We start from the raw sequence: 26,260 nt of genomic DNA on the forward strand, positions 1-26,260 counted from the left end.
CTATCCTTCCTTAAATCAGACTGCGGTAAATATCGACGGTCTGGGCGGCAATCGTAGCCCAAGAAAAATCACGAATGGCACGCTCGCGGCCGGCGCGCCCAAATTCGGCAGCGCGCTTTTTATCGGCGGCGACGTCATTGACTGCAGCGGCGAGATCGGCCTCGAAGGCTGCGGTATCGGTGGCGTCGTAATGCACTAGCACGCCGGTCTCACCATCGACTACTACCTCGGGAATGCCGCCCACGTTGGAGGCAACAACGGCCGTGCCACAGGCCATTGCTTCCAAGTTCACGATGCCCAGCGGTTCGTAGATGGATGGGCAGACAAAAACATCGGCACCGGTGTAAATCTGCTGGACCTCGTTGCGCGGGAGCATATCCTTGACCCAGAAAATGCCATCGCGCTGGGCGCGCAACTCATCGACCAGTGCCTCGGTCTCGGCCGCGATTTCGGGCGTATCAGGGGCGCCGGCACACAAGACCAGCTGGATGTCTGGATCGAATTTCTGTGCCGCCTGCAGCAGGTGCTTTACGCCCTTTTGCCGGGTGATGCGTCCGACGAAGGCAGCGATGGGGCGCTGCTTATCGACGCCCAGCTTGTCCAAAACATCGCCCTCTCGCGGCTGCCATAGCTCGGTATCGATGCCGTTGAGGACGACGTGGACCTTGGAGGCATCGATGCGCGGATAGGCATCGAGGATGGAGTCCTTCATACCGGCGGAGACGGCGATTACGGCATCGGCATATTCCATGGCGTTCTTCTCGGACCATGAGGAGATGTCATAGCCGCCGCCAAGCTGCTCGCGCTTCCAAGGGCGGTGCGGCTCGAGAGAGTGGGCGGTGACCACATGCGGAATATCACAAAGCCGGGCGGAGAGGTGGCCAGCAAGGCCCGTATACCACGTGTGGGAGTGGGCGATGTTGATATCGGAGGCGGCATCGGCCATGCGCAGCCCAGTGGACAAGGTCTGCAGCGCACCGTTGGCACCCTCGAGTGCGGGGTCTACGCCGTGGACAAAGACGTCTTTTTCTTCGCGCGGGGAGCCCATGCAGTGCACGGAGACATCGATGATATCGCGCATGAAACGGGTGAGTTCAGCTACGTGAACTCCGGCTCCGCCGTATATTTCCGGCGGGTATTCTTTGGAAAAGATTCCGGCTCTCATGCCCACCCAGAATACGTATCTCTGCTGTCATGTGCAGAATTCCGATATGGGGGTAAAAATGTGCAAAGTTCTGCTGCGGAATGTGGGATTTGCGGATAGGTTTGAAAACGTGAGAAGCCTGCCGAATGTCCTAGCCATTGTCCTCGCCGGCGGTGAGGGAAAGCGCCTTTTCCCCCTGACCGAAGACCGCGCAAAGCCCGCCGTGCCCTTCGGTGGTTCCTACCGCCTCGTTGATTTCGTTTTGTCCAATCTGGTCAATGCCGGTTATCTCAAGATTGCGGTGCTGACCCAGTACAAGTCCCATTCTCTGGACCGCCACATTTCCCAGGCGTGGAACTTGGCGGGTCCGACTCCGCAGTATATTGCCTCGGTGCCCGCCCAGCAGCGCCGCGGCAAGCGCTGGTACAACGGCTCGGCAGATGCAATTGTGCAGTCGCTGAACCTCATCTATGACGAGAATCCGGATTATGTCATCGTCTTTGGCGCAGACCACGTATACCGCATGGATCCGGCACAGATGGTAGAAGAGCATATCGCCACCGGATTGGATTGTTCGGTAGCTGGAATTCGCGTACCGCGCTCGGAAGCGACGGCCTTTGGCTGCATCCAAGCCGATGGCATGGGCACGATCACGCAATTCGTGGAAAAGCCCGCGGACCCGCCGGCTACTCCGGATGATCCGAATATGAGTTATGCCTCGATGGGCAATTATGTCTTTACAGCGCAGGCGCTTATCGACGCCCTTTTGGAGGACGAAAAGAACGAGGACTCCGCCCACGATATGGGCGGCGATATTATCCCGTACTTTGTGGAGCGGGGACAGGCGCATGTGTACGATTTCATGGCCAATGAGGTACCCGGTTCTACTGAGCGTGACCACGGCTACTGGCGCGATGTCGGCACCATCGATTCCTTCTACGAGGCGCACATGGACATGATTTCGGTGCACCCGATTTTCAACCTTTATAACCAGAATTGGCCGATCCACTCCACGGATGATTCCAATTTCCCGCCGGCCAAGTTCGTGCAAAACGGCATCGCACAGTCGTCGATGGTGGCCCCAGGCTGCATCGTCTCTGGTGGCACCGTGCGCAATTCAGTGCTGGCGTCCGATGTCCATGTGGCCGACGGAGCTACGGTTGAGGGATCAGTGATCCTGCCTGGCGTGCGTATCGGGCGCGGTGCAGTGGTGCGCCGCGCGATCCTAGATAAGAACGTCGTTGTTAGCGATGGCGCGATTATCGGAGTGGACCGCGAGCGTGATGAGGAGCGCTTTAAGGTTTCTGACGGCGGCGTGGTCGTCGTCGGCAAAAACCAGAAGGTCTAGAGCTTCGTCACGAGGGTGAGCCCAGAACCCAGCGGCAAGCGGGTTACGCTTGCCCCCTCGAGCTCGCGCAGGTACTCGTCTGCTTCGCGGGCGGCGGCGGTGTCGCGGTCGGTCCGGGAGGCGTCGGCAAGCGTGCCATCGAGCAAAGAATTAGCCAAGACTAGGGTGCCGCGCTGGTGCAGCAGTGGCCACGCGGCCTTGATGATGGCAGGTAACTCGAGCGCGGCGACGTCGGCGTAGATGACCTGATAAGCATCGTTGGCGAGGCGACCCATGACCTCGAGCGGGCGCGATGGCAAAAAACGGCCGCGGGATGGCGCGTAGCCGGCCTCGCGGAATGCGGTCTTGGCGCTGCGCTGGTGCTCTGCCTCGGGGTCGATGCAGGTCAAAATGCCGTTATCGGGCATGCCGGCGAGCACATAGAGGCCCACTACATTGGCGGCCGGGGTAATGGCCACAGCTTGGGGACGCTCGGTGGAACCAGTAGAGGCGGCCGTCAGGGTGGTGAGCAGCTGGCCGGTGGATTCATCCGGGACTGGCAAGCCGTACTCTGCGGCGTGGTCGCGTGCGCCACTTAGGGCCTGGGATGCTTCGCTGGTGGTCTCGATATAAGAACGCAGTGCTTCGTATGCGGTATTAGTCACGTAATAAACCATAGGGAAAAGTGTCCGCCAATGTGGCAAAAACGCGCTTAGCCAGCAAGGTTGTGGTCGGTGGGGATAATGTGACGGGTTCACAGGATATTATCAGCACTATGGCTGGAGTTTCTGTGTTGAGTGTAGAAAGATGACATGCATGACAAAGATGAAGCGCGATGCCGAATCCCTTCAACCTGCAACCTCTGAGGCAGAGTTGACCGGTACCGCAGCATTCGATGCTGGCACGGGCGACATGCCCGCTTGGGGTGACCTCGTGGCCGAGCACGCCGATGGGGTCTACCGCTTGGCTTATCGCCTGTCTGGCAATCAGCATGACGCCGAGGATCTCACCCAGGAAACCTTCATGCGCGTCTTCCGCTCCTTGGACAAGTATCAAGCCGGAACGTTTGAAGGCTGGTTGCACCGTATTACCACTAACCTCTTTTTGGATATGGTGCGTCACCGTTCCAAGATCCGCATGGAGGCCCTGCCAGAGGATTATGAACGCGTTCCTGGTACGGATATGACCCCGGAGCAGGCTTATTCCGTGGCTAACCTGGATCCAGCTTTGCAGTCCGCGCTCGACGGGCTGGCTCCCGATTTCCGCGTGGCCGTGGTCCTGTGCGATGTCGTTGGGATGAGCTATGACGAGATTGCAGAGACCCTTGGTGTCAAGATGGGTACGGTGCGCTCACGCATCCACCGCGGCCGCTCCCAGCTACGTGCGGCGCTAGAAAAAGAGGCGCAAACCAATGCGGAAACGCGCATGCTGCTGCGTACGCGCTAAACTTTAGAGAAACTGCATAGTCCCCGCTGCCGGCGGGGACTTTCCGCGTCAATGAAGGCCGAGCAACTAGTGGAGGAGGGATCGATGGACTCGCTGCGGGGACGCCGAACCTTGTCCACGCTGAGCGTGCACGGCGGATTTGATGCCGCCCAAGCTAAGGCTCGCGATAGGGCGAAGGCCAAGGCGCGGCGTAGCGATACCATCGGGCATTTGGGCCCAGAGGCGGTTGTTGCCTTTGTGGACGGCGAGATGGAGCCAAAATTTATGCACCGTGTGCGCATTCACCTGGTGCACTGCGCTGAATGCCGCGCGGATGTGCATCAGCAGCGTCGTGCCTCGGAATGGGTGCGCCACTGCGCGGAGTCCGCAACGGTCAAGGCGCCGCAGTCCTTGCTCGCGAAGCTCGCAGGCATTGCCACGGAGGGGGTAGCGCCCGGGCCTGATGCAGCAACGCCGGCGCACCGGCCCCAGCAGGACTTCTTGGACAAGGTGGAGATGGTGGTTCGCGCAATCAAGCACAATCAGCGCGGCTAAGAGCGAGGGACTAGTATTTAAGCGTGTTTTCTTCCATTGGTTGGCCCGAGATTTTCGTCATTGTGCTCTTGGGCATCATAGTCATCGGCCCAGAACGCATGCCTGAGGTGATTAAGGACGTGCGCGCAGCCATCTATGCGGCGCGGAAGGCCATCAATAATGCCAAGGCGGAGCTCAATGGGGAGATGGGCTCTATTACCTCGGAATTTGATGATATCCGTGGCCCGCTTACCCAAGCCGCGCAGTGGACGCGTCTGGGGCCGAAGGGCGCAATCACCAAGGCGCTTTTTGACGGCGACGAATCCGCCTGGGATGACTTCAATCCCCAGAAGATGGCAGAAGATATTAAGAGCAATACCGCTCCCAAGGAGCCGGAACAGCAGAAACCGCAACAGCGCCCAAGCTTCGACTATTCCCAGGTTTATGCCGAGCAGCCGCAGCAGCCACAGCCACAGCCGCAGCAGCGCGCCGCAGCTTCGCAACCGCAATCGACGGAGCAGCCTGCGCCCGAGAAGAAACCGCCGCGCGGTGGGGAAGAATCCACCGGCGGCGGCATGTGGGAAGATGTAACCTAGGGGCTAGTTCACGCCCAAGTTCAGGTTTTTGCCCACTAGGGAATCGGAGCGGATGGCCAGTTTATCGGCCACCGCCTGGATCTGTTGGGCGGCGGGGGACTCGGGGGCGTCTATAACGATCGGCGTGCCGGCATCGCCACCGCTGCGTAGGGTGGGATCCAGAGGCACCGAAGCCAGCAGTGGAACCTCATGGCCAAGAATGACGCCGAGGCGATCGGCCACAATCTGTCCGCCGCCGGTACCAAAGACATCCATGGTGGAACCATCCGGCATGACCATAGCGCCCATATTCTCAATCACACCGGCCACGCGCTGGCGCGTCTGCTGGGAGATGGACCCGGCACGCTCTGCCACCTCGGCAGCTGCGGCTTGCGGGGTGGTAACGATGAGCAACTCCGCATTAGGAATGAGCTGGGCCACGGATAGGGCGATATCGCCAGTGCCTGGAGGCAGATCCAGCAGGAGAACGTCTAGGTCACCCCAGAAAACGTCGGCCAAGAACTGCTGCAATGCACGGTGGAGCATAGGTCCGCGCCAGACCACAGGGGCGTTGCCTTCGACGAATTGCCCGATGGAGATGTGCTTAATGCCATGGGAAATCGGGGGCAAAAGCATCTCATCATCGAGAACGGTCGGGCCATCGGTGCAGCCCAGCAGATTAGGAACAGAGTGGCCGTAAATATCGGCATCGACGATGCCGACTTTAAGCCCCTTGTGCACCAGCGCTGCGGCGAGATTTACCGTCATCGAGGACTTGCCGACGCCGCCCTTGCCAGAAGCCACCGCAAAGACTCGCGTGGTGGATTCTGGCTTGGCAAACGGGATTTCCGGCTCAGCTTGGCCGCCACGGAGCTTCTTTTTCAGCTCTCGGCGCTGCTCATCACTCATGGCTTCCATCGTCACGGTGACGTTTCCTACGCCCTCAATATCCTCTACTGCTGCGCGAGTATTGGACTCGATGGTGGACTTCATGGGGCAGCCGGCGATGGTGAGGTAAATTTCTACGGCTACATCGTTTCCGGTGACAGAAACTGATTTCACCATGTTGAGCTCGGTGATGGGGCGCCCGATTTCGGGATCTTCAACGCGGGAAAGTGCCTCGCGTACGGCGGATTCAGTAATAACGCTAGACATAACCCTTGCCATCTTAGTCGGGCCGCAACAGGAGGTAAACACGCCCTCGGTGTAGAATCATCTAGACGCTCGAGCGCCGCCTAACTGAAGGAGAATAGTATCGCCATGCGCAGCTGTGCCCGCCCTGCCCACGCCATTGCTGGCGTGGTGCTCTCTGCCATGCTGCTTACCGGCTGCTCCTCCCAGTTTGATGGAGATCCTTATGCGGATAATGCTAAGCGTGCGCCCGTTGGCATCATGGTAGATGCTGGTGAGACCGACCAAGTAGTGCTGGCGGAGATCTTTCGCCAAGAGCTGATCAGTCAGGGGCGTGAGGCCTCCCTTGTTAGGGAGGATATTTTCCAAGAGTCTAAGTCCGGTCGCTATTTGAACCCCAATGGTAATTTTTATGTCGGCTGCACGGGGGCTTTTCTCAGCGTTCTCAATCCCGGTGAGGCGCGGGAAATCTCCAAGGACTATAGAAAAGCTCAGCACTCCTCCCAACCAGGCGGTGAGGACTACCTAGCGCGTACTCACATCGCTTTAATGTCTGCACTTCCAGGCGACCTAGCCGCGGTGGAACCATCCAGCGCCACTGGCTGTGAGGACGCGGAGCCAAAGCTCCCCGAGAATTTTGTGGCGCTATACCAGGATGATCTCTTGGACCGCGAGGAACGCCAATCTATAGCTTCATTGACGAAGTTCATCACGCGAAAAGACATCTCTGAATTGGCGCAAGAAGCAGAGCAAAAAGGCGACGTGGCAAAAGTGGTTCGCACGTGGCTGCACGGCTCCGGCACGAAAATGCTCGATGAGGAAGGCGACTCAGATTCTTCCGGTGGGTCTGATCTCACCGGAGGCTCCAAATAGTTTTTCTTTGGCGGGTAGGCGGAAGTTTCCAGGCGTCGACAACTCGGAAACCACCAAGTCAAGTAAAACCAACGGGCCCGACAGCTCGTGGTTATCTGAACGGCGCCCAAAGCCTTCAAGCTTGACGTAGATGCCAATTCCCGAACAATTCAGCAGGTCCGATCAACGGTGCTGTTGCGAACGCGGTCGGCCATAGCACAGCAATACCCTCACTCCCTCCCTTCGCGCTCACCGGCAGCGCACCTTTCTCGCAGCAGTCACTCCCCGTGAGCGTGAACGGAGTGAATTCTGCGCTAAGAACGTGAGAGGCAAGGAGAATCGAGTGAGAAGAGAGTTCTAGTTGAGAAGCGAGCCGAGTCCGTAGTTCCTGAGGAACGTTGGCCCGCATGAGTAAACCCCAGTGAGGAGTCCTCACTGGGGTTTAAACATTTCGAAGGGCTCTAGATGTCAAAAGCCTCTTCCAGCAGGTTCTTCTGCTCAATCTGGTGCACCTTGGCATTGCCGGTAGCAGTCGAGGACTGGGCACGGCGGGAAACGCGAACCATCTCAGGCATATCTGGGATCAGGGTGCGCAGGTGCTCATTGTAGAACGGCCATGGACCCTGGTTGGCCGGCTCGTCCTGTACGAAGCGAATCTGGGTGGCATTCGGGTAAGCCTCAAATGCCTCGCGCAGGCGGTTGAACGGAATCGGGTGGAGCATCTCCACGCGGACGATGGCGATGTCATCGCGGCCGTCGGCCTCGCGCTTCTTCTCCAGATCCCAGTACAGCTTGCCGGAGACCAGCATGATGGTCTTGACCTTATCGGTATCGCCGACCTTCTTACCGTCAACGTCAACGTAGTTCGGATCATTGATAACGGACTGGAAGCGCTTGACCTCGGTGAAGTCCTCCACGGCGGAGGTGGCCGCCTTGTTGCGCAGCATGGACTTCGGGGTGAAGACGACCAATGGACGCTTCATTTCACCGAGTGCCTGGCGGCGCAGCAGGTGGAAGTGGTTAGCCGGGGTGGAAGGCTGAGCCACGGTCATCGAGCCCTCAGCGCACAGCTGGAGGTAGCGCTCGATGCGGGCGGAGGAGTGATCCGGACCCTGGCCCTCGTAGCCGTGCGGCAGGAGGAGTACCAGGCTGGACAGCTGGCCCCACTTGGCCTCACCAGAGGAGATGTACTCATCGATAATGGTCTGGGCGCCGTTGGCGAAGTCACCGAACTGTGCCTCCCACGCCACGAGGGCGTCTGGGTTGCCCACGGTGTAGCCGTATTCGAAGCCCATGCCAGCGTATTCGGTCAGCGCGGAGTTGTAGACCATGAATTTGCCACCGTTGCCCTTAGAGGCGGCGATGGCGTGCATCGGGTTGTACTCATTGCCGTTGCGTGGGTCGAATGCGACTGCGTGGCGCTGGGTGAAGGTGCCGCGGCGGGAATCCTCGCCGGCCAGGCGGACGACCTTGCCCTCGCCGGCCAGGGAACCGAAGGCGATGAGTTCGCCCCAGCCCCAGTCGATGCCGCCCTCACGAGAGGACTTCTCGCGATCCTTGGCTACCTTGCCCACACGTTTGTGGTACTCGAAGTCCTCTGGTGGGTTGCCATAGGCGGCACCCAGCTCGGAGAGTTCCTCGGCGGTGATGGAGGTATCCAGGCCGCGGGTGAGCTCCTGGGAGGAGGTGATGCCAGTCTGCTCCTTCGGGCGAGCCTTGCCAGCTTCCTTGTGCTCGGCAAAGACGGACTCCATCTGATCGTGGAAGTCGCGTGCGGCTGCTTCGGCGTCTTCGGCGGAGAGGTCACCACGGCCGATGAGGTCGTTGGTGTAGCGCTCGCGCACTGCCTTGTGCTCGTCGATGACAGAGTAAAGCTCTGGCTGGGTCATGGATGGGTCATCGGCCTCGTTGTGACCGCGCAGGCGGTAGACCATGAGGTCGATGAAGACATCCTTGCCAAACTGGCGGCGGTACTCGGCAGCCATCTGGCCCACCCAGACAACTGCTTCTGGGTCGTCGCCGTTGACGTGGAAGACCGGGCAGTCGAAGCCCTTGGCCAAATCGGTGGCGTAGTGGGTGGAACGGCCGGAATCCGGGGTGGTGGTGAAGCCCACCTGGTTGTTGACCACGATGTGGACGGTGCCACCGTTGGTATAACCGCGCAGCTGGGACAGGTTGATGGTCTCCTGGACAATGCCCAGACCGGTGAAGGATGCATCGCCGTGGAGCATGACCGGAACAACGGTGTGGCCCTCTGGGCCTTTGTCCAAAATGTCCTGCTTAGCGCGCGCGATGCCTTCCATGACTGGGTCCACGGCCTCGAGGTGGGACGGGTTGGCGGCAAGGGTGACCTTGATTTCGCCATCGCCGAACATCTGGAGGTGGTGGCCCTCGGAACCCAAGTGGTACTTAACGTCACCGGAGCCGCCGAGCTGGCCGCCCTTGTAGTTACCGTCGAACTCGCCGAAGATATCGGCCAGCGGCTTGCCCACGATATTGAAGAGAACGTTCAGGCGGCCGCGGTGCGGCATACCGATGACGACCTCGTCCAAATCCTGGCCAGCGGCAGTATCGATGATGGAATCCAGCAGCGGAATGAGGGTCTCAGCGCCCTCGAGGGAGAAGCGCTTCTGGCCCACGTACTTGGTCTGCAGGAAGTTCTCGAATGCCTCGGCGGCATTGACCTTCTGCAGGATGTACTTCTGCTCCGCGTTGGTGGGCTTAGGCATGCCAGCCTCAAGGCGGTCCTGCAGCCAGCTGCGCTCATCGCGGTCCAAGATGTGGGTGTACTCGGAGCCGACCTTCAAGGTATAGGCGGCGCGCAGGCGAGACAGCACCTCGCGCAGAGTCATCTGCTCCTTGCCGCCAAAGCCACCGACGTTGAAGGTGCGGTCCAGATCCCAAATGGTCAGGCCGTGGGTCGCGATATCGAGGTCGCGGTGATCCGGATTAGGCAGGCCCGGCTGTACCCAGCCCAGCGGGTTGGTATCGGCCAGCAGGTGGCCGCGGGAGCGGTAGGACTCGATGAGCTGCATGACGCGGGTGTTCTTGTCCACGCCGGAGTTCGGCACGTCCTGTGCCCAACGGAATGGCTCATAAGGCACGCCCATGGAGGAGAAGAGGTCATCCCAGAACGCGCCGTCGACAAGCAGCTGGCCAATGGTGCGCAAGAATTCGCCGGACTCTGCACCCTGGATAACGCGGTGGTCATAGGTGGAGGTCAAGGTAACCAGGCGGCCTACGCCTAGGTCAGCCAAGCGATCTGCGGAAGCACCGGCAAACTCGGCCGGGTAATCCATAGAGCCCACGCCGATGATGGAGCCTGCGCCCTTAGTCAGGCGGGCGATGGAGTGGCGGGTGCCGATGCCGCCCGGGTTGGTGAGGTTAATGGTCACACCAGAGAAGTCATCCATGGTGAGCTTGTTCTTGCGGGAACGGGTAACAATGTCCTCATATGCCGCAACAAACTCGGAGAAGGACTTGGTCTCGCACTCCTTAATGGCGGCAACGACCAGCGCGCGGGAGCCATCCTTCTGCGGGAGGTCAATGGCTAGGCCCAGGTTGATGTGCTCGGGCTGGATGACATAAGGCTTGCCATCCTTGAGCTCGTAGCGCACGTTCATATCTGGGTGCAGCTGCACGGCCTTGACCATGGCATAGCCGATGATGTGGGTAAAGGAGATCTTGCCACCGCGGGTGCGCTTGAGGTGGTCATTGATCATGGAGCGGTTTTCCCACATGAGCTTGACCGGCATATCGCGCACGGTGGTAGCGGTAGGAATTTCCAGGGATTCTTCCATGTTCTTAGCAATGGCCTTGAACATGCCCTTGAGCTGGCGCTCTTCGCCGCCCTTGTAGTCCGCAATATGGTCCAGCGGGGACTCAGACTTCTTTACGGACTGCTGTGCCTTAGCGGACTTCTCCTGTGCCTTGGACACGGACTTATCCACGTTGGTCTCGCGGACCTCCTGCTTGCGGGCGGTAGTAGTACCCTCAGTCTTCTTCGCGGCTGGCTTAGACGGCTTCGCGGCCTCCTTGGCTGGGGCCTTAGACTTAGGCGCGCCGTTTGCCTCGAAGTAGTCGCGCCACTCCTTATCTACGGAGCTCGGGTCCTTGGAGTACTGCTGGAACTGCTCGTCTATCAGCCACGCATTGGGGCCGAAGATATTCGATGTGCTCACGGCAGGTATTCGCCTCATTTCTCTGCTTTAAAATGGTCGTTTATTCGACTTTAGTGCGGCCTTTGTACGAGCGCATACGTCACCCGCCAAAGAGTCTGCCTACATGATACGGGGCATACCCCTAAACTCACTATGTTAGGGGTATCAATAGCCCCACTTTCCGGTTTCTGGCTACCCCTAGCCTTAGGTAAGGGGCGAAAGCTGCTCGCCGGCGTGCTCGATGACCTGCTTGGCCAGCTTGCGATTGGCGGTGGTGCCTAATACCGCGCCAATGCCCATGGGCATCAGTTTGCTTACCCACGCCCACTTGAGGCGTTTGGTGACTTGTTTGGTAAAAAGCTTGGTCAGGCGGCCGTTGATGCCAGATAGAGTGGGGCCGGAGAATCGGGACAGGCTAGCGGCCGAGCGCATACCGGCAACGCTATTGAGGTCCCCGACAAACGTATCGACCAAAGCGGACCCCTTCGAGCCGGTGAGCACGACGAGTACAAGGGCGCGGCGGCGCTCGGGGGACTTGATGTCATCGCCACGCAGGTAGGCAGAAGCCAAGATGTACCAAGCTGCGGCCTCTAAGAAAACCACGGACTCGCCAGCGATGGTGGCAGCGCCGGTCACCAAACCAACACCCGGGATGGCGGCGGACGCACCTGCGGCCGCACCGGTACCGGAGGTGATATTAAGGAAGTGCTTGTCAATGAGCTCCTGCAACTTCTGTGGGCTTGCGCCCTTATTGCGCTTTTTCAGGCTCTCGACATACTTGATGATGACGCCAGATTGTATCGATACCGCGCGGTCCAAAGAGTTGAGCAGGGCAGAGGTAAAGCGGTTGCTGTCCTCCGGATCGATGTCATAGGTATCGACGGTATCCACCTCGGTGGAGTTGTCCTTTTTATCTTTAGTGAATAAACCCATGTGTCCTTCTCTTTCGCTAAAACTTATCCGTGCCCAGCATAGTAAAGGCTGTATTAATGTGCCGCCGCGCCGCAATCAGATCGCCCTGGGCGTGCAGGCCACCTAAGCTAGTGGACATGGTTAGGCCGCACGAGAATTACCGCGATTCCGGGGATGTCTTCCCGGAGGAGTCCTCCGCGGCGGCGCGACTGAAGGCGGAGCAGGCGCACGAACGTGCCCGCCGCGCCTACGAGGAAGCTCAAAACGCCCTGGCAGATGAGCTTACGGTGCGCACCACCTCTGGTTGGGTGCGCGGTGTTATTGAAGAGGATCTGCGCCCCGATCGCCCCATTAGCGCCGGGCCGGTGTTGACGTGGCGCGGTATCCCGTTTGGAGATACCACCGCTGGGGACAACCGCTTCCGCGCCCCGCAGCCCGCGCCGGCGTGGGAGGGCGTGCGCGATTGCAGTCAATTCGGCCCGCCGGCCCCGCAGCCCACGTATTCCTGGACCGACCGAATTATTGGATCTGAGGATTGCCTGCACCTAGATATTGTGCGCCCGCGCACCGAAAAGAAGCTTCCCGTGGTGGTCTATTTACACGGCGGCAGCTTCATTATGGGTTCGTCTCATATGCTCATGCTTCGTGGTTTCGAGCTAGCCACCCGCATGGACGTGGTCTACGTATCCATCAATTTCCGCCTTAACTCTTTGGGCTATTTGGACCTGCGCAGCCTAGGCGGCGACTGCAGTGCCAACCCGGCGGTGGCTGACCAGATCTTGGCATTGCAGTGGGTGCGCGAAAATATCGCTGCCTTTGGCGGTGACCCTGACTCTGTTACCCTCATGGGCGAGTCTGCCGGCGGTGCGGCCGTATTGACCTTGATGACGAGCCCGCCCGCGGAGGGCCTATTCCACCGCGCCATCGCCCAGTCCCCGCCGATCGCCATGATTCACTCCCGGGCTCAATCCACGTTGTGGGCGCGCGAGCTGGTTCACCGGTTGGCCTTGCCGCGCCGCACCTCGGTAGAGGATTTGCGGCAGGAAAATTTTGCTGATTTGGTGCGCTCCGGCCAGTCCATGATGTGGCGGGCTGGCGAGCTCATTCACCTTAATTCTTGCTATGCGCCCACAGTGGATGAGGAGCTTATTCCGGAACACCCCATCGCCGCCTTTGAAAACGGCCACCAGCATCAAGTTCCGCTGCTCATCGGTACGAACTCGGACGAGGCTAGCTTTGGCAAATTCCTCTTCCAGCGCCAAAGCTCCCGTGAGCGCGCCGCCCTGCGCCTATTGGCCTCCTTCGATCCCCAGCATGCCCCTGAGGTGGTTGCCGCTTATGACGGCGCAGTGGCCCGCGAGGACTTTGCGCACCTGCTTGCCGACGCCCTCTTTTGGGCACCCTCCACCCGCATCGCCGCCGCCCACGCGCAGGTGGCACCGACGTGGATGTACCGCTTTGACTTCGCCTCTGCCGTACTCAAGTGGTTGGGCCTAGGGGCCATGCACTCGATGGAGCTGGGCAACGTCTTTGGTGACCCACATTCTTCGCGCGCGTCCTTCCTTACTAATTGGGGCTCGCGCGCGGAGATGGAAGAACTTACCGCCACCATGCAGCAGCACTGGTCCGCCTTTATCCACGGTGGCCGCCCGAAGATGAGCTGGCCGCGCTACGGGCTCAAGCAGCGGGCCACCATGATCTTTGATGCGGAAGCCTATATTGAAAACGCCCCGCACGAGCTCAAGCGGCAAGCGTGGGAGGGATACCACATGTTGGAGTGGGGAAGTGGGCGCCCAGAGCTGGTGAAATCTTTGGGCTTCCAACCATCCGGGTGGGAATAGCGGTAGACTCCACAGTGACCGCGGGCGGCGGCTTGCCTACCGTGGGGACCTCTGCTTCCGAAGGATGGATTTTAAACCACCATGAGCTTTTTCGAAGATATTGCTTCTGCATTGGATGCCGAGGGCATCGAGTCCCGCGTCAATGATGACGTCATGTTCGTTCCGATCACCTCTGATCTGGAAATCCAATTTATTGAAATCGATCCGCTCCTGCCTGCAGCAAATGTCTATATCGCTGCGGCAGACGTTGATGAAGACGATGAGGAATTTGAGGCAGTGTTGGTCTCCGTCGCCTTCTCTGTAGATGACGCCGTGGAGGCGGTTTCTCGCCACATCGCTACCGACCAGGTGGTCACCGTCCTGCGCGACCTGCTGGAGGGCACCGATGAACGCATTGCGGAATTAGAATTTTCCCAAGATGAGCTCAACCCGCACCTTGTCGTGGCTGAAGTGGCCAATGACTCGGAGCTGCGTGTGCTTGTGGAAACCATTGACGGTGTCCCTTCTGCCATCGTCCGCTTCCTCGCTTTCGACTTCGACGAAGACGATCTAGATGACATGGAAGATGAGGCCGTCACCCTCGCCTGGGAAGTTGATGAAGAGGATGAGGATCTCGATGAGGCCGACCGCCTCGCCCTCTTTGATAACGCCGACTTTGATGATGTCCCCATCGTGGAGGTTCCTGCCGAGGCCCTCGAGCTTGGTACCTACACCGATTTCGATCGCCTCTTCGACGTCCTAGGTCTTGTCTCTGAGCAAGCTTTGGACTGGGAAGCGCAGCTCGTATCCTTCGATGACGAAGACTATGAAGAACCGGACGTCTACGACATCTTCGGTGAGGATGACGGGGACGAAGAGGAGGACTACTTCGACACCGATGATGCCGACGTGGACGATGAATCCGAGGCCGAAGCAGCTGAAGATAAGTAAACCCTAACTCCCATAGCCCAGCTCACCGCCTTCTTGCGGTGGGGCTGGGCCTTTCTCATTTTCAAAGCATCATTGCAGGTAGGGGTATAGATTATATATTCCTTATTGTCTTGCTACTTTCACGCGCCGACAACTAGGCTTTAGAAGGTTCCCGGCCTGTGGTGGGAGTTTCGCCCCAGGCCAAGCCTTGTGAGGAGTGGAAAACCATGGCATTGAACCGCGATACTACGTGGCGATACGTCCTTGTCGTTGTCGCCGTAGCACTCTCGCTCGCCGCGTGGTTTTGCACCGTCCTTGGTGTGTACTCCACGGTGACCGTGACTTTTGAATCTTATCTGACCGCCAGCGTCTGGGTGCTGCTCTTGGTGGCCGCGGTGCTGTTATACACCTCGCAGTATGGGTTGGTGCCCAATTGCATTCTCTTGTATCCCATCTTCGGTGCCTCGATAAATTTATTGCTGGGCTCATTGACGGTGCGCTCGCAAGTGCCGTTGTTCTTCGATGCCGTGGGCACCTCCATCGTGGCAATCATCGCCGGTCCTGTGCTGGGCATGGCCACGGGCTTGACCACCACGGTGTTGGGAGGAGTGTACTTTGCCTATGATCTCGCCTTTGCTCCTGTGGGTATCTTTATCGGCGCCGCCGTGGGTTTGATGGCCCGCCGCGGGGTATTTAATAGGCTCTCGTCGATCATTTTTTCCGGCCTCGGTATGGGCATCGGCTCCGGCGTGATGAGCGTATATGTCCTGATCTTTTCGTTCAGCGGGCGTCCACGCCAGGAACCGCAAAACCTTACCAAGTTCTATGAGCTGATCTTTCAAGATGAGCGCCTGGCCATCATCCTGCAAGGCCTTACCTCTGACATCTTGGACAAGGTCTTTACCGTTCTCATCGCCTGCTTGGTTTTGCGTTTTATGCCCAAGGCAATCGCTCGACACTACACGGTGACCTTTAACCGCGAAGTATTGAAAAAGATCCTGCACGCGCCTGACCCGCATGCAGCACCGGATGTGCCGGGGCAGCAGACAAAACAGCCCGCGACCGCTTAGGCGGCTTGGGTCAAGCCGACGAATAGCGACTCGGGGGAGCGGACCGGCTGATAAGAGCTATCCACTAGCCACACATAGGTGGCATTGGGGCCGCGAGAGACCTCGTGAACAGCATCCACCATCTCCGCCGGCACAAGCGTGCGTACCCAGCCTTCGGCCACGGCAGGTTCCACCGTTTGGCCAAAGTTCTCGGTTATGCGGATGGTGATGAGGTATGCGGGAATGCGGTCTTGCCCAAAGCCGCGCACTCGGGCCTTTACGCGTGAACCCACGCGGTGGCGGGTAATGCTCATGCAGTAGTCTCCGCCCGGTCCACCCGCGGCCGTCGGCAGCTGCTTGAGTGGTGGGCGCCAGGTGGGAGTAGGGCGGGCCAGGGAACGTGGGTGGTGCAGGATAGCGGTAATGGACTCGATGGTGTCGTATTCGTGGTAGAGCAAATCTGCGGCAATCTCGCTGGCGGAACGTGGGAGGAACATCGGGGTGGACTGGGGAAAGTTCTTTTGTGCTTTGTACATGGCCATCACCTTAGGGTCCCGTGCGGACACAAGCCCGCATCATTAGAACGCACGTGCGACGGGCGATCGAAAATGGCTTTCCCGTAACTGAAGGATTAGAGTTGCAGCCGATATGATGAATACGAAGAGTGGGGAAATAAACCCAGAACAAAAACCGCACATTCCACGCGAGATCTGGGTTATGGTCACCGCCGCATTCATCATCGCGTTGGGATACGGTCTCATCGCTCCGCTCTTGCCGCAGTTTGTGGTGAGCTTCGATGTCTCCATGGCCGCCGCGGGCTTGGTGGTTTCCATCTTCGCTGCCTCGCGCCTCCTATTTGCGCCGATGTCCGGTTCATTGGTGGATCGCGTTGGCTCACGCCGTGTTTACCTCATCGGGCTCATGACAGTCGCGGTAACCACAGGACTCGTTTCCATTGCCCAAAGCTACTGGCATATCGTGGCCCTGCGTGCGCTTGCCGGCATTGGTTCGACCATGTTCACGGTCTCGGCCATGGGGCTAATTGTGCGCATGTCTCCGCCGTCGATTCGCGGCAAGTGTTCTGCCACCTATGCCACAGCCTTCCTGCTAGGTAATGTTGCTGGCCCGGTTCTTGGCGCCAGCCTGTCCTTCCTGGGCTTTCGTTGGCCATTTTTCATCTACGGCGTGGGCGTCGCGCTCGCCGCATTCGTTGTCTGGTGGCAAATGCCCCGCGTCAACCACAAACAGGCCAATAAGGATAAATTGCCGCCCATGCGCCTGCAGGAAGCCTGGGGCGATACCGCCTACCGCGCGGTGCTGACCTCCAACTTTGCCCATAGCTGGATCAATATGGGCGTGCGAGTTTCCGTGCTGCCGTTGTTTGCCGTCTCGGTCTTTCATAACGGCGCCGCTGCCTCCGGCTTTGCTCTAGCTGTATTCGCTACGGGTAACGCTGCAGTTTTACAATTTTCTGGAAGATGGGCCGATACTTATGGTCGACGCCCTATGATTCTCATCGGCCTCGTGGGAACTGGTCTTTTTGTGGGCCTTATGGGCTTGGCCGATACTATTCCAACGCTGCTTGTGGTTTCGGCTTTTGCCGGCGCCGCCTCCGGGATTATCAATCCGGCGCAGACCGCTGCCATTGGCGACGTCGTGGGCAACAAGCGCTCCGGCGGTCAGGTGCTTTCCACCTTCCAGATGGCCGGTGACTTTGGCCAGATTCTTGGCCCCATCGTGGTTGGTGGCCTGGCGGATTACTTCGGCTTCGCCAAAGCTTTCTCGGTATGCGCGGGCGTTGCCGCCATGGGCGTTGTGGCCTGGCTGTGCGGACGTGAGACGCTACAAGAGCGTCGCGCTATCGTCCGCCGAATCCCGCTGCGCAAGAAGAAGCGCCTTTAAAACTCACCAGTGTGAGCCTCCCAGATTTCCTCGACTCGTGCGTCGAGAAGGGCGGCGTTGGCAAGCGCGGCGGCATCGCCATCCGCGATGGCCTCGACGATGTGCAAGTGTTGTGCGTTGACCTCTGTCAGAGAGCGCTCGCTACGGACCGTTGAATGGGTAAGTATTCGGGTATGCATGCGCAGTCTTGCCAAAGTATCTTGCGCTCGGGTGCTGCCTCCGGCTTCTAAGATGACGTCATGCAGGCGCTTGTCCCACGAGAAGAAGACTGCTTCATCGCCTGCCTGCGCATGGGTTTGCATGGCTTGCAGGATTTCGCGCATCTGCTCAATTTGTGCTGGAGTGCGAAACTTGGCGGCGCGTGCGGCAATTCGTGGCTCTAATGCCAGGCGCATGTCGAAGGTTTGCGCGACGTCAGAAAGCTTGGTCTCCACAATTTGGAACCCGCGGTTGCGGGAGAACTCAATGAGGTCTGCTTCTTCCAAACGGAGCAACCCGTCGCGAACAGGGGAGCGGGAAATCTCTAGCTCCTCTGAAAGTTAGTACACGCTGTAACACGTACCCGGTGTCATTTCCCCGGCTTGGGCTTGGTCGCGAACATAGTCCATGACCTCGCGTGCGAGGTTCTTCTGTGGTTTTGCGGGAGGGCGTGGCATGGCCGGCTGGGTATACAGCGGGTGCGTCAATTTTTCGACGCGTTCCAGCGGCGGTGCTGAAGCCGCACACGGTGGAGGAAATCTGGGACGGTATCGACGTGGCCAAGGTGCGTGGGTGGAGCGTGGTCGGCCGCGGTGGTGGCACTTCGGTGGCCGGCAACGCTATTGGTGATGGGGTGGTTATCGATACCTCCCGCTACTTCAACCGAAGCCTCGAAATAGATGTCTAGGGCCGGACGGTCACCATCGAGCCTGGCGTCATCGCAGATGGCTTTTCCTGCCGCACTCAGATTGAGCAGGGAACAGGAAGCGATGCCAAGCATATCGCGGAATTAGTCCGCGGAATCTTGGATGACGCGACCTATTACGATTAAAGGATGGTGACGCACAGATGGTGTTCTCAAGCTAGTTCACCATCCAACGAAGATTATAAGTTTTTAATTAGAAACGAGGTGTTTCCGAGCCATAAGGTTCGTGCGGACGACGGCGCTTGAAACCGGTGCAGCGGACCCAAAGATGTTTCGGTGCGATACGCGAAGGGCGGAACCCGATTTCGCGAAAAGGCGTGTAAGCACGCTTAGATGAATGAGTCTCTTTCCTCGACGGTGAGAGAGATTGTCATTTAGGTGGCATATCTCAAATCACGGAAACCGCTAAGTTCTCCAACACTGCCAGCCACAAGAACACATTAAGTTTTCCCAGAAATACGATTGGAGTGACACAACCGACATTCGGATAAAACTATTCATCCTTCTGGTGGGATCCATCAGTGGAATTGAAAGCGTCGGAAGTTGAAGTATTAACGAGGTATTGATCTGTGGTTTGCAAAGATTGCGGGCTACTGATGGGGGTATTGCACAAGCGCTCGCGTGACAAAGCGCCAGGTCTTCGCTCTGTTGTCTGGATATGGGTGTAGATATTGAATCTAGATTGGTGGGAGAGGCCTTTGACTAGCTAAATTATTCATGTGAAAACTGTCGACGAGTACGCCGTCAAACAAATCCGCGGCCCTTATGTGAAGCTTCCGAAGCATCCGGATCACTGCGAGACAGTCGAGCAGCTTTTGGAATACGCCAAGAGGAGGAAAGCAGAGGGAGCAGTCCTCGGCGTCGATCTTTTTGCTGGCGCCGGAGGCTTGAGCCAAGGGCTAACTAACGCGGGCATAGAAGTTGTGCTCGGAGTCGATCACTACGACTACGCAGTCGAGACTCACGCTGCTAGATTCCCCGGAATTTCAGCAAGTTGGGATTTATCAACTCCTGAAAGCCTTGAACGAGTTGCTTCTTTGATGAAAGAAGCTGACATCGATGTCTTAGCGGGCGGACCGCCATGTCAGCCTTTTTCTAAAGCTGGGCGTAATGGCATTCGCTATCTTGTTGAGAAAGGTATGCGTGATCCTGACGATCAGCGTCGAAACCTTTGGCGTGCGTATTTGGAAGTAGCCCTCCTTGCTCGTCCGAAAGCTGTTGTCATGGAAAACGTTCCAGATATGGCTTTGGACGATGAAATGTTCATCATGCGAAGCATGATTGAGGAACTGGAACAAGCCGGTTACAGCGTTGAAAGCCGTGTTATTGATACATGGCGTTACGGGGTTCCTCAATTCCGCCAGCGCTATATTCTTGTAGCTCTTAGAGACAGCGTAAAATTCGATTGGCCAGAGGAAGTGACGAAAAAGGTTACTGTCTGGAATGCAATTGGCGATATGCCTGAAGTAGAAGGTGGTTGGCGTCCTGAGGGAGGCGCTGATGGATGGATTACATATTCAGGTCCGAAGACTGAGTTCCAGAAGTATATTCGCCGAGGTGTTTCGAACGCGGACGCTAGTAGGCTCTACGACCACATCACACGACCTGTGCGTGAGGATGACAAGCTCGCTTTTGAGATGATGACATCAGATACGAAGTACTCAGATCTTCCAGCTCATCTTCAGCGCTATCGATCAGACATCTTCAACGATAAGTACAAGCGGCTAGACGAAAATGATCTTTCAAGGACGATCACTGCGCATATCGCTAAAGATGGCTATGGGTTCATCCACCCACGCCAGTCTCGGACTTTAACCGTACGTGAGGCTGCGCGACTGCAGACCTTCCCAGACGACTTCCGCTTCAGCGGTCCACCGAGTGCTGCTTTCAAACAAATTGGTAACGCCGTCCCAGTTCGATTGGGCGAAAATATCGGAAAGTCTGTACTCGATTCTCTAGAGCGAAATACGAGTAAGCCCTATGACTCAATCGCGACCTCGGAAACCCTTTCTAAGTGGTACAACGAACAGTCCGAAGCTAACCTCGTGTGGCCGTGGATTCGAGAAGGAAATCGTTGGCACGTTCTGGTCTGTGAAATCTTCCTGGAACGAGCAACGCGCGGTCAAGTCCAAATGTTGTGGCCATTGATTCAAAATTTGGAAGGACCAACGCGGGAATCTGGCGTCCCAGAAAGTTCTTTTAGGACGGTCTTGGGTGTGTTCCAAGGCGAGCGTTTTGAGAAACGTCGTGAGAAGTTCTCACAAATCGTAGAGAAAATTAACGAAAAACCTGCAGAGTTTTGGAAGCCAAGCATCGATCCTGACGTATTTCCTGCGACTAATCCTGCGCTACGAAATATCCTTGAGCTTTCCTCGCCTGAAACCGGTGTGGAAGGTAAGAGCGAAGAACCGGTTATCGTCGCGAAGGGTATTTTGCGTGTTACGTCGCGTTTTCAGGGAACTGATACAGAGTCACGTAACAAACAATCCGATGGGCGAATCAGCATCGCAAGATTGCTTGGCCTAAATGAAAATTCTCGCAGTGCTCATTTGGCTCTGTTCGAATTAGGTAGAACCGTGTGCGTAAGCGAAGGTCCGCGGTGCAGCTCGTGTCCGTTGCAGCGGTGGTGCGAATACGCACACACTGCATCGGGCTCAGCTGACGTTCTCTTTTAATCGAAACCGAGGTGCTTCGCTAGTTCCGGCATTTCAGCCTTGAGGAGCTCAGAGATTGCTTCCAAAGCCTTGAAGTTACCGGTTCTAGCTGCCGCGGTTCGGAGAGCTAGGCCGATAGATTCACCGGATTCACTTCCACCAAAGTCAGGTTTGAATTCAGGCAGTTTTTCCTCGTCTACAAGTTTCCGCGCGTTCTCACGACGGTAAGCAGCGTCTGCTGCAATGCAAAGCTCATTGACTGGCCTTGCAAGCATTTTGCGTAACTGGCCTGGAAGATTCACCCGCATTTTGGCGACATTGATGTTGAATGCGTCGTCAAGGGTGGTGCCGAAATCGACAGATGCCCGAGCCAACTTGGTGTGCTCATCAATCGTGCGGATTTTGGACCATCCGCCCCATTGGACCAAGCGGTCAGCTCGATAGATATATAGACCTTGCTGTTTGTTCCATTTGTCAATACCGGAGGCAGCATCGAAAGCTTCGCGAGAACTAAATTCGCTTCGCTGGGGTAGAAGGAATCGCCTGACCGTGACGGTGCCTGTGATGTCACCGTGTTCGATTTCAAATTCGTCTGAATCGAGCTCCTGAGTGTGAGGCTCGGAGCGTGCAAAAGGATCCCAAGGATTCAGCGATTCTCCGTTAACTTGAATGTCCACCTTTGCGTAGGCTTCGCCGGAAAGGAATCGGTGGAAAACCATCGACAAGTAGGAAGAAAGTTTTGGAGCAAGGTTTTCGATACGGCGCCTTGCCCAACCACTGTCAGGAGACTTGGCTGGCAGCAGTCGGTCTAGTTTGTTCCAAATGACTAACGTTCCGCTTTCATCGAAGTGCTCCGCGGCGAGAGCAATTACTTCTTCCTCTTCACTGTGATCAAGTGTGACCCAGTCGTCGACTGTCTGGATGAAATCCAGATCAAGAATCCTTGCTTGGAGTGGAGCGGCGCTCGACTTACTGATGACTGAAAGACGCTTGCATTGCGAGAGCGATGCTGTCTTCAGGCCAAGGCCGTAACGGCCTAGTTCCTGGTCGGCATAGCTACGTCGGCTACCAAATCGCATAGCTTCGTCGATTGCTTGCGCAGTCATTCCATCACCGTCGTCTTTAATGATGACTGAGGAATCTTTGCCATCGAATTCGATATCGATTGCTATCTTTGTGGCGCCGGCAGCAATTGAGTTATCGACAATATCTGCAACTGCAGATTCAAAGCTGTATCCGATATCTCTCAGGGAGGTAGTCAATCGGCGTGCAGAGGGAGCGATAGAAATCTGATTCATTAGTCCTTTGTCCGCCTTTCGTTTTCGTATTCAACGCAGGAATTTTCGATCACTGGAATTAGTAACTCTCGCAGTTCGTCTTCCTTGTAAAAATCGAAGTCTATCAATGGCACTAGGCGCCGGACGTGTAGAGTGGCCAGACGCATGACCTCGGAGCGAGCAAGTTGCGTGTGGTGCTTGTAAACCTCATCGAAAGCCGAAATGATTGCGCGCGCAATAATCGGATTGGCAGACAAGCTCGGACGCTCCATGACGCCTACGGCTTCGTCTTCACCGATCTTTTCGTTAAGGGTTTTCCCTAGCGTGGCTTGTCGCCACCAGAGTTTACGGAAAACATTTCGATCACCGCCGAGCCATCGCTCGAAATCATACTTTGCATCGATATTTGGGTAGCGCCAAGCAGCGATGTCAGGGAGCAGCACTAGAGTTAGAAAGTTCCAGATCTCTCCGTTCGCTGCTTCGGCTGGAACCAGGTCAATACTGTTGTAGAGAATGTCAGCCGCTGGTTGGTCGAAGTTTCTTACCGCCTGACGCCCCAATTGCTCTGGAAAACCAAGTTCGTTTGCGAGCGCAACAATTTTCTTTCTTACCTCCGACAGCTCCGACTCTTCGACGAGCAGGGTCGCAAGTGGATCGTGATACTGCATTTCATGTCGCGTGGCGGCAAATTGCGTAAGTTCACTCGGGTCGCTAAAACGAGAGAAATCCCCGATTAACGAAATGGCGACCGAGTTGGTGAGTCGCGGGAAATACGTGATTGCCATTTATTTGGATTCCTTGAAAGTAAACGCTTGAACAGTCGCGAAAAGGGTGGATGGATCGTTGACGATGTCGGCGTATGGTTTCTCGGGGAATAGTGCTTGGGCGAGATTGAAAATACTTTCTGCTAGCGAGCCAGAAAACAGGCTATGGCTTTCTAAGTTTTCGATTTCGTCCAAGCTTGGAGCGCGTAGGAGAAGCTGCGTAACAATGTCGGTTTGGAGATAACGCTCCCACATCTGTTTTTCTTTGCCAGAACCCTTTTCAAGCATTCTGCGGCTAGTGGGGTGAGCTGTGTTGATGAGGATCCTCAGACCTGCTTGAACAGGCAGGAGAACGTCAGGAGAAACCTGTACTTTCCACATTGCCAGTTGCGGGCGAATTCCGGTTTCTTTGAAATCCAGGGGAGTGATGGACATTTGTGACCCATCGCCCTCTAACCGAATCCGAAGTGGATAGCTGGCCCATAGACGCGCCCCAGGACGCTCTGGCGGAATTAAGTCCTCGTAAGCTACGCCTGGAGTCTCGAGGTCTACGTTGATTGCAATCTGAAGCTCTCCGCCGAGCAACAAACTGTCCAGCTCAATGTGCAACGTATTCTTGCCATCATGAAGCGATTGGCGAGGGCTTGCACCGCGTTGCCTAGTCTTGTTGCAGGACCAAGAGATCAGCCCCGAATATTCCGGTAAGTCTTCATCGGCAGCGAAAGAAATGAACCCCGATTCCTTGGTAAACCGCTCGAAGTCGAAATCTAATTCTGCGAAGACTTCCACTTTGGATTCATAATTCCAAGTCGGGAGCTCTTCCGTTTTGCTGTCGAATGCTTCTCCGTCGATTACGACCTTGAAATCAATTATTTCGATGGAGTCTTGGGAAGGACGGTTGTAGCCAAAACTGACTGCGTTACTCATCTGAATTTTCTCCAATCACAGACGAATTAGGTTTTAGGTTGTACTCGAACTCAAATTGAAGTGAGACGGCGGTGTCGTTTGGTTGCCAAACGTCGACTAGTAACGAAGCCTCTGGCGATTCGTGCAGGATCGGTTCATCAGCGGAAGCTAATGCATTTGATGCTGTATTTTCTTCGTCTGCGGTAAAGGTGATCTTTTCAATCTTCGGAACAGGTACGCCTAGTTTCGACAACTGTTCGTAAAGGTCACCTTTATCGGAGTTTACTGCGGGTCGAATCGTCAATCCCGCGGGCAGTTTATTAGACGGAATTTGTACATCGACGCTGAACGTTGTGCGCTTTCCGCCTTCTGCCTTTCGAATGGAATCGATTTTAGAGTTTGCAGTCGCGCGCGAGGAGGATTTCTTGCGTTGAACAGTTTTCGGCTTTGGCTTGATATAGCGGTTGCTGGTACCGCCTTCTGCGTTAGAAATTAGCGTGCCTAGGGAACTAGACAGTTCCGCCGCCGAGCGGAAATGTTGGCTTCGAGTGGGACGGGCATTCTCAAGTCCGACTGATTGAAGCATTTCTCGCAGTCTCGTGAAGAAGACACTGACAGGGTTGTTTGTGCTTCCCCAAAACTCTTTTAGAAGCTCTACATCGTGGGCAATCGTCTCACGGTTCCACTGGTGGTGCGCAGCCGGCTCGCTTCGGGCAAATACGCGGTCAGCCTCGGGGTCTGCCAAAAAGACTCCACAATACGGTTTTCCGTTTGCAGCTTCTGGAGCTTGGTAATATTCGACGATCATTCGGGGATTTCGCAGCGTGGCAACGTGGTTGGAAATATCTTGCCCGATGACAGTTTGCTCAGAGGAGATTGCATCGTTCAAATTCACGATCGACAACGTGCCTAGATCCTTCTTAGGGCGCTTGCCGGAAATCGTCGTTAGACGACCAAAGTAGCTGTTATTCCAGACATTTGACGGCGGCTTTGGATTAGAAACTGCCTCTGAGTAGGCCATTACGAAAGGACGGAGGCCTTGATCCTTCTTTGGGTCGGGAATCTTCATTTGCTCACGCTTGTAGGAAACACTGAATTCGATCGGATCCATACCCGTGTCGATATCAATCATGTGTGGCCAAGCCCAACGAGTTAGGGAACTTGCGATTTGTTGAAGAACAATGCGGCCGCTGTCTAGGCCGGATTCAACCTGGTCTTCTTGGACAGAGAGATTAGGATTCAAAATCATGATTGAAGTACCGGTCTGCCGATCTTCAGTGAAGTAGCTGTCGAGCCCCAAAACTGCTGCAATTGCATCGGCAACTTGGCCTGTATAGGGTTCAGCAAACTCGGTGCGGTCCGTGCCGGTTTCCTCAACGGCGTGCTCTCCCCACCAGTGCCGGCCGGTGTAAGCGATATTGTCAGCTTGGAAGTCATCGGCATTAGACATGGCGATGAGTCGATTAACACGCTGACCATTTTCATCGCTGGTTCGCGTGTAGATGACGATAGTCTTAACCTCGCTGGCGATGAAGAAGACGCCTTTGCCGAAGCCGTAAGTACCTCCGGCTACTTTCTTGGTGTCGCTTCGACCGATGTTCCTAACGAATGAGTTGAAATCGGTAGGTCCGTCTACCGCAGCTGTGGCAATACTCGGGCCGCGAAGCCCGTACGTTCCAGAATCGCTAACAGTCAGTGCGGACAGACCGCCAGACTCAAGCGCGGATTCAAGCTGCGGAATTCCGACAAAGTCGTTGCCAAAGACATCGTTCTTTAAACAATCGATTTGATGTTGGTTCAGCTCTACAAAGTCGATCGCGAAAGTGACGCCGTCATCGTGGGATGCACGATCGCGGGCATCCCAACTGTTTTGCAAAGTCTCGCGGGTGAACATGTCCCAAGCAGAGAGAGCCTGGCTTTTCATCGTTCGAGTCACCGAGTTTGCGTAGACATCGCCGGAAGGATCGAACGGCTTTTTGTGGTGAAAAGGCATG

The 26,260-nt window shown here is 56.5% G+C and carries 21 protein-coding genes and 1 pseudogene; 11 read left to right on the top strand and 11 right to left on the bottom strand.

The genetic code is table 11. From position 1 onward, the window contains the following. Window positions 1–10 precede the first annotated feature (10 nt). Window positions 11–1,165 (bottom strand): glycogen synthase, encoded by a 1,155-nt coding sequence (gene glgA / locus ACP8J1_RS04520; RefSeq protein ID WP_486697196.1) that lies wholly within the window; start codon window positions 1,163–1,165, stop codon window positions 11–13. A 109-nt stretch (window positions 1,166–1,274) separates the two neighbouring features. Here glgA and glgC point away from each other — a divergent pair, with 109 nt between their 5' ends. Further along, window positions 1,275–2,492 (top strand): glucose-1-phosphate adenylyltransferase, encoded by a 1,218-nt coding sequence (gene glgC / locus ACP8J1_RS04525; RefSeq protein WP_034659827.1) that lies wholly within the window; start codon window positions 1,275–1,277, stop codon window positions 2,490–2,492. On the opposite strand, the gene ACP8J1_RS04530 is transcribed toward glgC, so the two are convergent. Then, entirely contained in the window at window positions 2,489–3,136 is a 648-nt protein-coding gene (locus ACP8J1_RS04530) for an O-methyltransferase (protein WP_084279157.1), read from the bottom strand. The genes glgC and ACP8J1_RS04530 overlap by 4 nt on opposite strands. Window positions 3,137–3,287: 151 nt before the next feature. Here ACP8J1_RS04530 and sigE point away from each other — a divergent pair, with 151 nt between their 5' ends. The 3 genes from sigE (at window position 3,288) to ACP8J1_RS04545 (ending at window position 5,026) form a co-directional block, all read left to right on the top strand. Further along, window positions 3,288–3,917: an RNA polymerase sigma factor SigE gene (gene sigE, locus ACP8J1_RS04535; protein ID WP_034656442.1), complete on the top strand. Its 630-nt coding sequence runs from the start codon at window positions 3,288–3,290 to the stop codon at window positions 3,915–3,917. An 84-nt stretch (window positions 3,918–4,001) separates the two neighbouring features. After that, on the top strand, window positions 4,002–4,451 hold the full coding sequence (locus tag ACP8J1_RS04540; protein WP_023021829.1) for an anti-sigma factor family protein: 450 nt from the start codon (window positions 4,002–4,004) through the stop codon (window positions 4,449–4,451). Window positions 4,452–4,474: 23 nt separating this feature from the next. Further along, complete coding sequence (locus tag ACP8J1_RS04545; RefSeq protein WP_023021828.1) at window positions 4,475–5,026, top strand: twin-arginine translocase TatA/TatE family subunit; 552 nt, start codon at window positions 4,475–4,477, stop codon at window positions 5,024–5,026. 3 nt (window positions 5,027–5,029) lie between these two features. On the opposite strand, the gene ACP8J1_RS04550 is transcribed toward ACP8J1_RS04545, so the two are convergent. Further along, window positions 5,030–6,160, bottom strand: a complete 1,131-nt coding sequence (locus ACP8J1_RS04550; RefSeq protein ID WP_023021827.1) for an Mrp/NBP35 family ATP-binding protein — start codon at window positions 6,158–6,160, stop codon at window positions 5,030–5,032. A gap of 105 nt (window positions 6,161–6,265) precedes the next feature. On the opposite strand from ACP8J1_RS04550, the gene ACP8J1_RS04555 reads away from it, so the two are divergent. Beyond that, window positions 6,266–7,009 (top strand): hypothetical protein, encoded by a 744-nt coding sequence (locus ACP8J1_RS04555; protein ID WP_023021826.1) that lies wholly within the window; start codon window positions 6,266–6,268, stop codon window positions 7,007–7,009. Between the two features lie 440 nt (window positions 7,010–7,449). Here ACP8J1_RS04555 and ACP8J1_RS04560 read toward each other — a convergent pair whose 3' ends face one another. Both ACP8J1_RS04560 and ACP8J1_RS04565 read right to left on the bottom strand, forming a co-directional pair. Continuing rightward, window positions 7,450–11,169, bottom strand: a complete 3,720-nt coding sequence (locus ACP8J1_RS04560; RefSeq protein ID WP_023021825.1) for a multifunctional oxoglutarate decarboxylase/oxoglutarate dehydrogenase thiamine pyrophosphate-binding subunit/dihydrolipoyllysine-residue succinyltransferase subunit — start codon at window positions 11,167–11,169, stop codon at window positions 7,450–7,452. A 183-nt stretch (window positions 11,170–11,352) separates the two neighbouring features. Continuing rightward, the gene (locus ACP8J1_RS04565; protein ID WP_023021824.1) at window positions 11,353–12,081 is read right to left on the bottom strand and encodes a hypothetical protein; all 729 of its coding nucleotides are present in this window, start codon (window positions 12,079–12,081) and stop codon (window positions 11,353–11,355) included. Between the two features lie 116 nt (window positions 12,082–12,197). Between ACP8J1_RS04565 and ACP8J1_RS04570 the strand changes: the two genes are divergently transcribed. From ACP8J1_RS04570 to ACP8J1_RS04580, 3 genes are all read left to right on the top strand, one after another. Continuing rightward, a complete protein-coding gene (locus ACP8J1_RS04570; protein WP_034656444.1) occupies window positions 12,198–13,901 on the top strand; it encodes a carboxylesterase/lipase family protein in 1,704 nt (567 codons plus the stop codon). An 81-nt stretch (window positions 13,902–13,982) separates the two neighbouring features. After that, on the top strand, window positions 13,983–14,831 hold the full coding sequence (locus ACP8J1_RS04575; protein WP_023021822.1) for a hypothetical protein: 849 nt from the start codon (window positions 13,983–13,985) through the stop codon (window positions 14,829–14,831). Window positions 14,832–15,037: 206 nt separating this feature from the next. Further along, on the top strand, window positions 15,038–15,880 hold the full coding sequence (locus tag ACP8J1_RS04580) for a hypothetical protein (RefSeq protein WP_023027839.1): 843 nt from the start codon (window positions 15,038–15,040) through the stop codon (window positions 15,878–15,880). Here the strand turns inward: ACP8J1_RS04580 and ACP8J1_RS04585 are convergent. Continuing rightward, window positions 15,877–16,395, bottom strand: a complete 519-nt coding sequence (locus tag ACP8J1_RS04585) for a hypothetical protein (protein WP_232212585.1) — start codon at window positions 16,393–16,395, stop codon at window positions 15,877–15,879. The two genes, ACP8J1_RS04580 and ACP8J1_RS04585, sit on opposite strands and share 4 nt — an antisense overlap. 112 nt (window positions 16,396–16,507) lie before the next feature. On the opposite strand from ACP8J1_RS04585, the gene ACP8J1_RS04590 reads away from it, so the two are divergent. Then, window positions 16,508–17,761 (top strand): MFS transporter, encoded by a 1,254-nt coding sequence (locus tag ACP8J1_RS04590; protein WP_023021819.1) that lies wholly within the window; start codon window positions 16,508–16,510, stop codon window positions 17,759–17,761. Here ACP8J1_RS04590 and ACP8J1_RS04595 read toward each other — a convergent pair. Continuing rightward, on the bottom strand, window positions 17,758–18,246 hold the full coding sequence (locus ACP8J1_RS04595; protein WP_023021818.1) for a GntR family transcriptional regulator: 489 nt from the start codon (window positions 18,244–18,246) through the stop codon (window positions 17,758–17,760). The two genes, ACP8J1_RS04590 and ACP8J1_RS04595, sit on opposite strands and share 4 nt — an antisense overlap. A gap of 131 nt (window positions 18,247–18,377) precedes the next feature. On the opposite strand from ACP8J1_RS04595, the pseudogene ACP8J1_RS04600 reads away from it, so the two are divergent. Together ACP8J1_RS04600 and ACP8J1_RS04605 are read left to right on the top strand one after the other, a co-directional pair. Then, window positions 18,378–18,644 (top strand): annotated as a pseudogene (locus tag ACP8J1_RS04600) (FAD-binding protein); the annotation flags it as partial. A 740-nt stretch (window positions 18,645–19,384) separates the two neighbouring features. After that, entirely contained in the window at window positions 19,385–21,340 is a 1,956-nt protein-coding gene (locus tag ACP8J1_RS04605; protein WP_023021816.1) for a DNA cytosine methyltransferase, read from the top strand. Here the strand turns inward: ACP8J1_RS04605 and ACP8J1_RS04610 are convergent. Genes ACP8J1_RS04610 through ACP8J1_RS04625 form a run of 4 tightly spaced genes read right to left on the bottom strand, consistent with a single transcriptional unit; the run spans window position 21,337 to window position 26,259 of the window. Next, window positions 21,337–22,617 carry an ATP-binding protein gene (locus ACP8J1_RS04610; protein WP_023021815.1) on the bottom strand — a complete coding sequence of 427 codons (1,281 nt, stop codon included), beginning with the start codon at window positions 22,615–22,617 and terminating at the stop codon, window positions 21,337–21,339. The two genes, ACP8J1_RS04605 and ACP8J1_RS04610, sit on opposite strands and share 4 nt — an antisense overlap. After that, the gene (locus ACP8J1_RS04615; protein WP_023021814.1) at window positions 22,617–23,381 is read right to left on the bottom strand and encodes a DUF6339 family protein; all 765 of its coding nucleotides are present in this window, start codon (window positions 23,379–23,381) and stop codon (window positions 22,617–22,619) included. The genes ACP8J1_RS04610 and ACP8J1_RS04615 overlap by 1 nt, the downstream gene beginning before the upstream one ends. Beyond that, entirely contained in the window at window positions 23,382–24,287 is a 906-nt protein-coding gene (locus tag ACP8J1_RS04620) for a hypothetical protein (RefSeq protein ID WP_023021813.1), read from the bottom strand. It abuts the gene before it with no gap. After that, entirely contained in the window at window positions 24,280–26,259 is a 1,980-nt protein-coding gene (locus ACP8J1_RS04625) for a hypothetical protein (protein WP_023021812.1), read from the bottom strand. The genes ACP8J1_RS04620 and ACP8J1_RS04625 overlap by 8 nt, the downstream gene beginning before the upstream one ends. Window position 26,260 lies beyond the last annotated feature (1 nt).

The sequence above is a fragment of the Corynebacterium sp. LaCa_205 genome, assembly GCF_057458085.1.

Coding starts and splice junctions, on each gene's coding strand:
- ACP8J1_RS04585 (WP_232212585.1), bottom strand. CDS start 16,395: ATGTACAAAGCACAAAAGAACTTTCCCCAGTCCACCCCGATGTTCCTC.
- ACP8J1_RS04615 (WP_023021814.1), bottom strand. CDS start 23,381: ATGGCAATCACGTATTTCCCGCGACTCACCAACTCGGTCGCCATTTCG.
- ACP8J1_RS04575 (WP_023021822.1), top strand. CDS start 13,983: ATGAGCTTTTTCGAAGATATTGCTTCTGCATTGGATGCCGAGGGCATC.
- ACP8J1_RS04570 (WP_034656444.1), top strand. CDS start 12,198: ATGGTTAGGCCGCACGAGAATTACCGCGATTCCGGGGATGTCTTCCCG.
- ACP8J1_RS04550 (WP_023021827.1), bottom strand. CDS start 6,160: ATGTCTAGCGTTATTACTGAATCCGCCGTACGCGAGGCACTTTCCCGC.
- ACP8J1_RS04565 (WP_023021824.1), bottom strand. CDS start 12,081: ATGGGTTTATTCACTAAAGATAAAAAGGACAACTCCACCGAGGTGGAT.
- ACP8J1_RS04580 (WP_023027839.1), top strand. CDS start 15,038: ATGGCATTGAACCGCGATACTACGTGGCGATACGTCCTTGTCGTTGTC.
- ACP8J1_RS04620 (WP_023021813.1), bottom strand. CDS start 24,287: ATGAGTAACGCAGTCAGTTTTGGCTACAACCGTCCTTCCCAAGACTCC.
- ACP8J1_RS04590 (WP_023021819.1), top strand. CDS start 16,508: ATGATGAATACGAAGAGTGGGGAAATAAACCCAGAACAAAAACCGCAC.
- ACP8J1_RS04555 (WP_023021826.1), top strand. CDS start 6,266: ATGCGCAGCTGTGCCCGCCCTGCCCACGCCATTGCTGGCGTGGTGCTC.
- ACP8J1_RS04625 (WP_023021812.1), bottom strand. CDS start 26,259: ATGCCTTTTCACCACAAAAAGCCGTTCGATCCTTCCGGCGATGTCTAC.
- sigE (WP_034656442.1), top strand. CDS start 3,288: ATGACAAAGATGAAGCGCGATGCCGAATCCCTTCAACCTGCAACCTCT.
- glgA (WP_486697196.1), bottom strand. CDS start 1,165: ATGAGAGCCGGAATCTTTTCCAAAGAATACCCGCCGGAAATATACGGC.
- ACP8J1_RS04610 (WP_023021815.1), bottom strand. CDS start 22,617: ATGAATCAGATTTCTATCGCTCCCTCTGCACGCCGATTGACTACCTCC.
- ACP8J1_RS04540 (WP_023021829.1), top strand. CDS start 4,002: ATGGACTCGCTGCGGGGACGCCGAACCTTGTCCACGCTGAGCGTGCAC.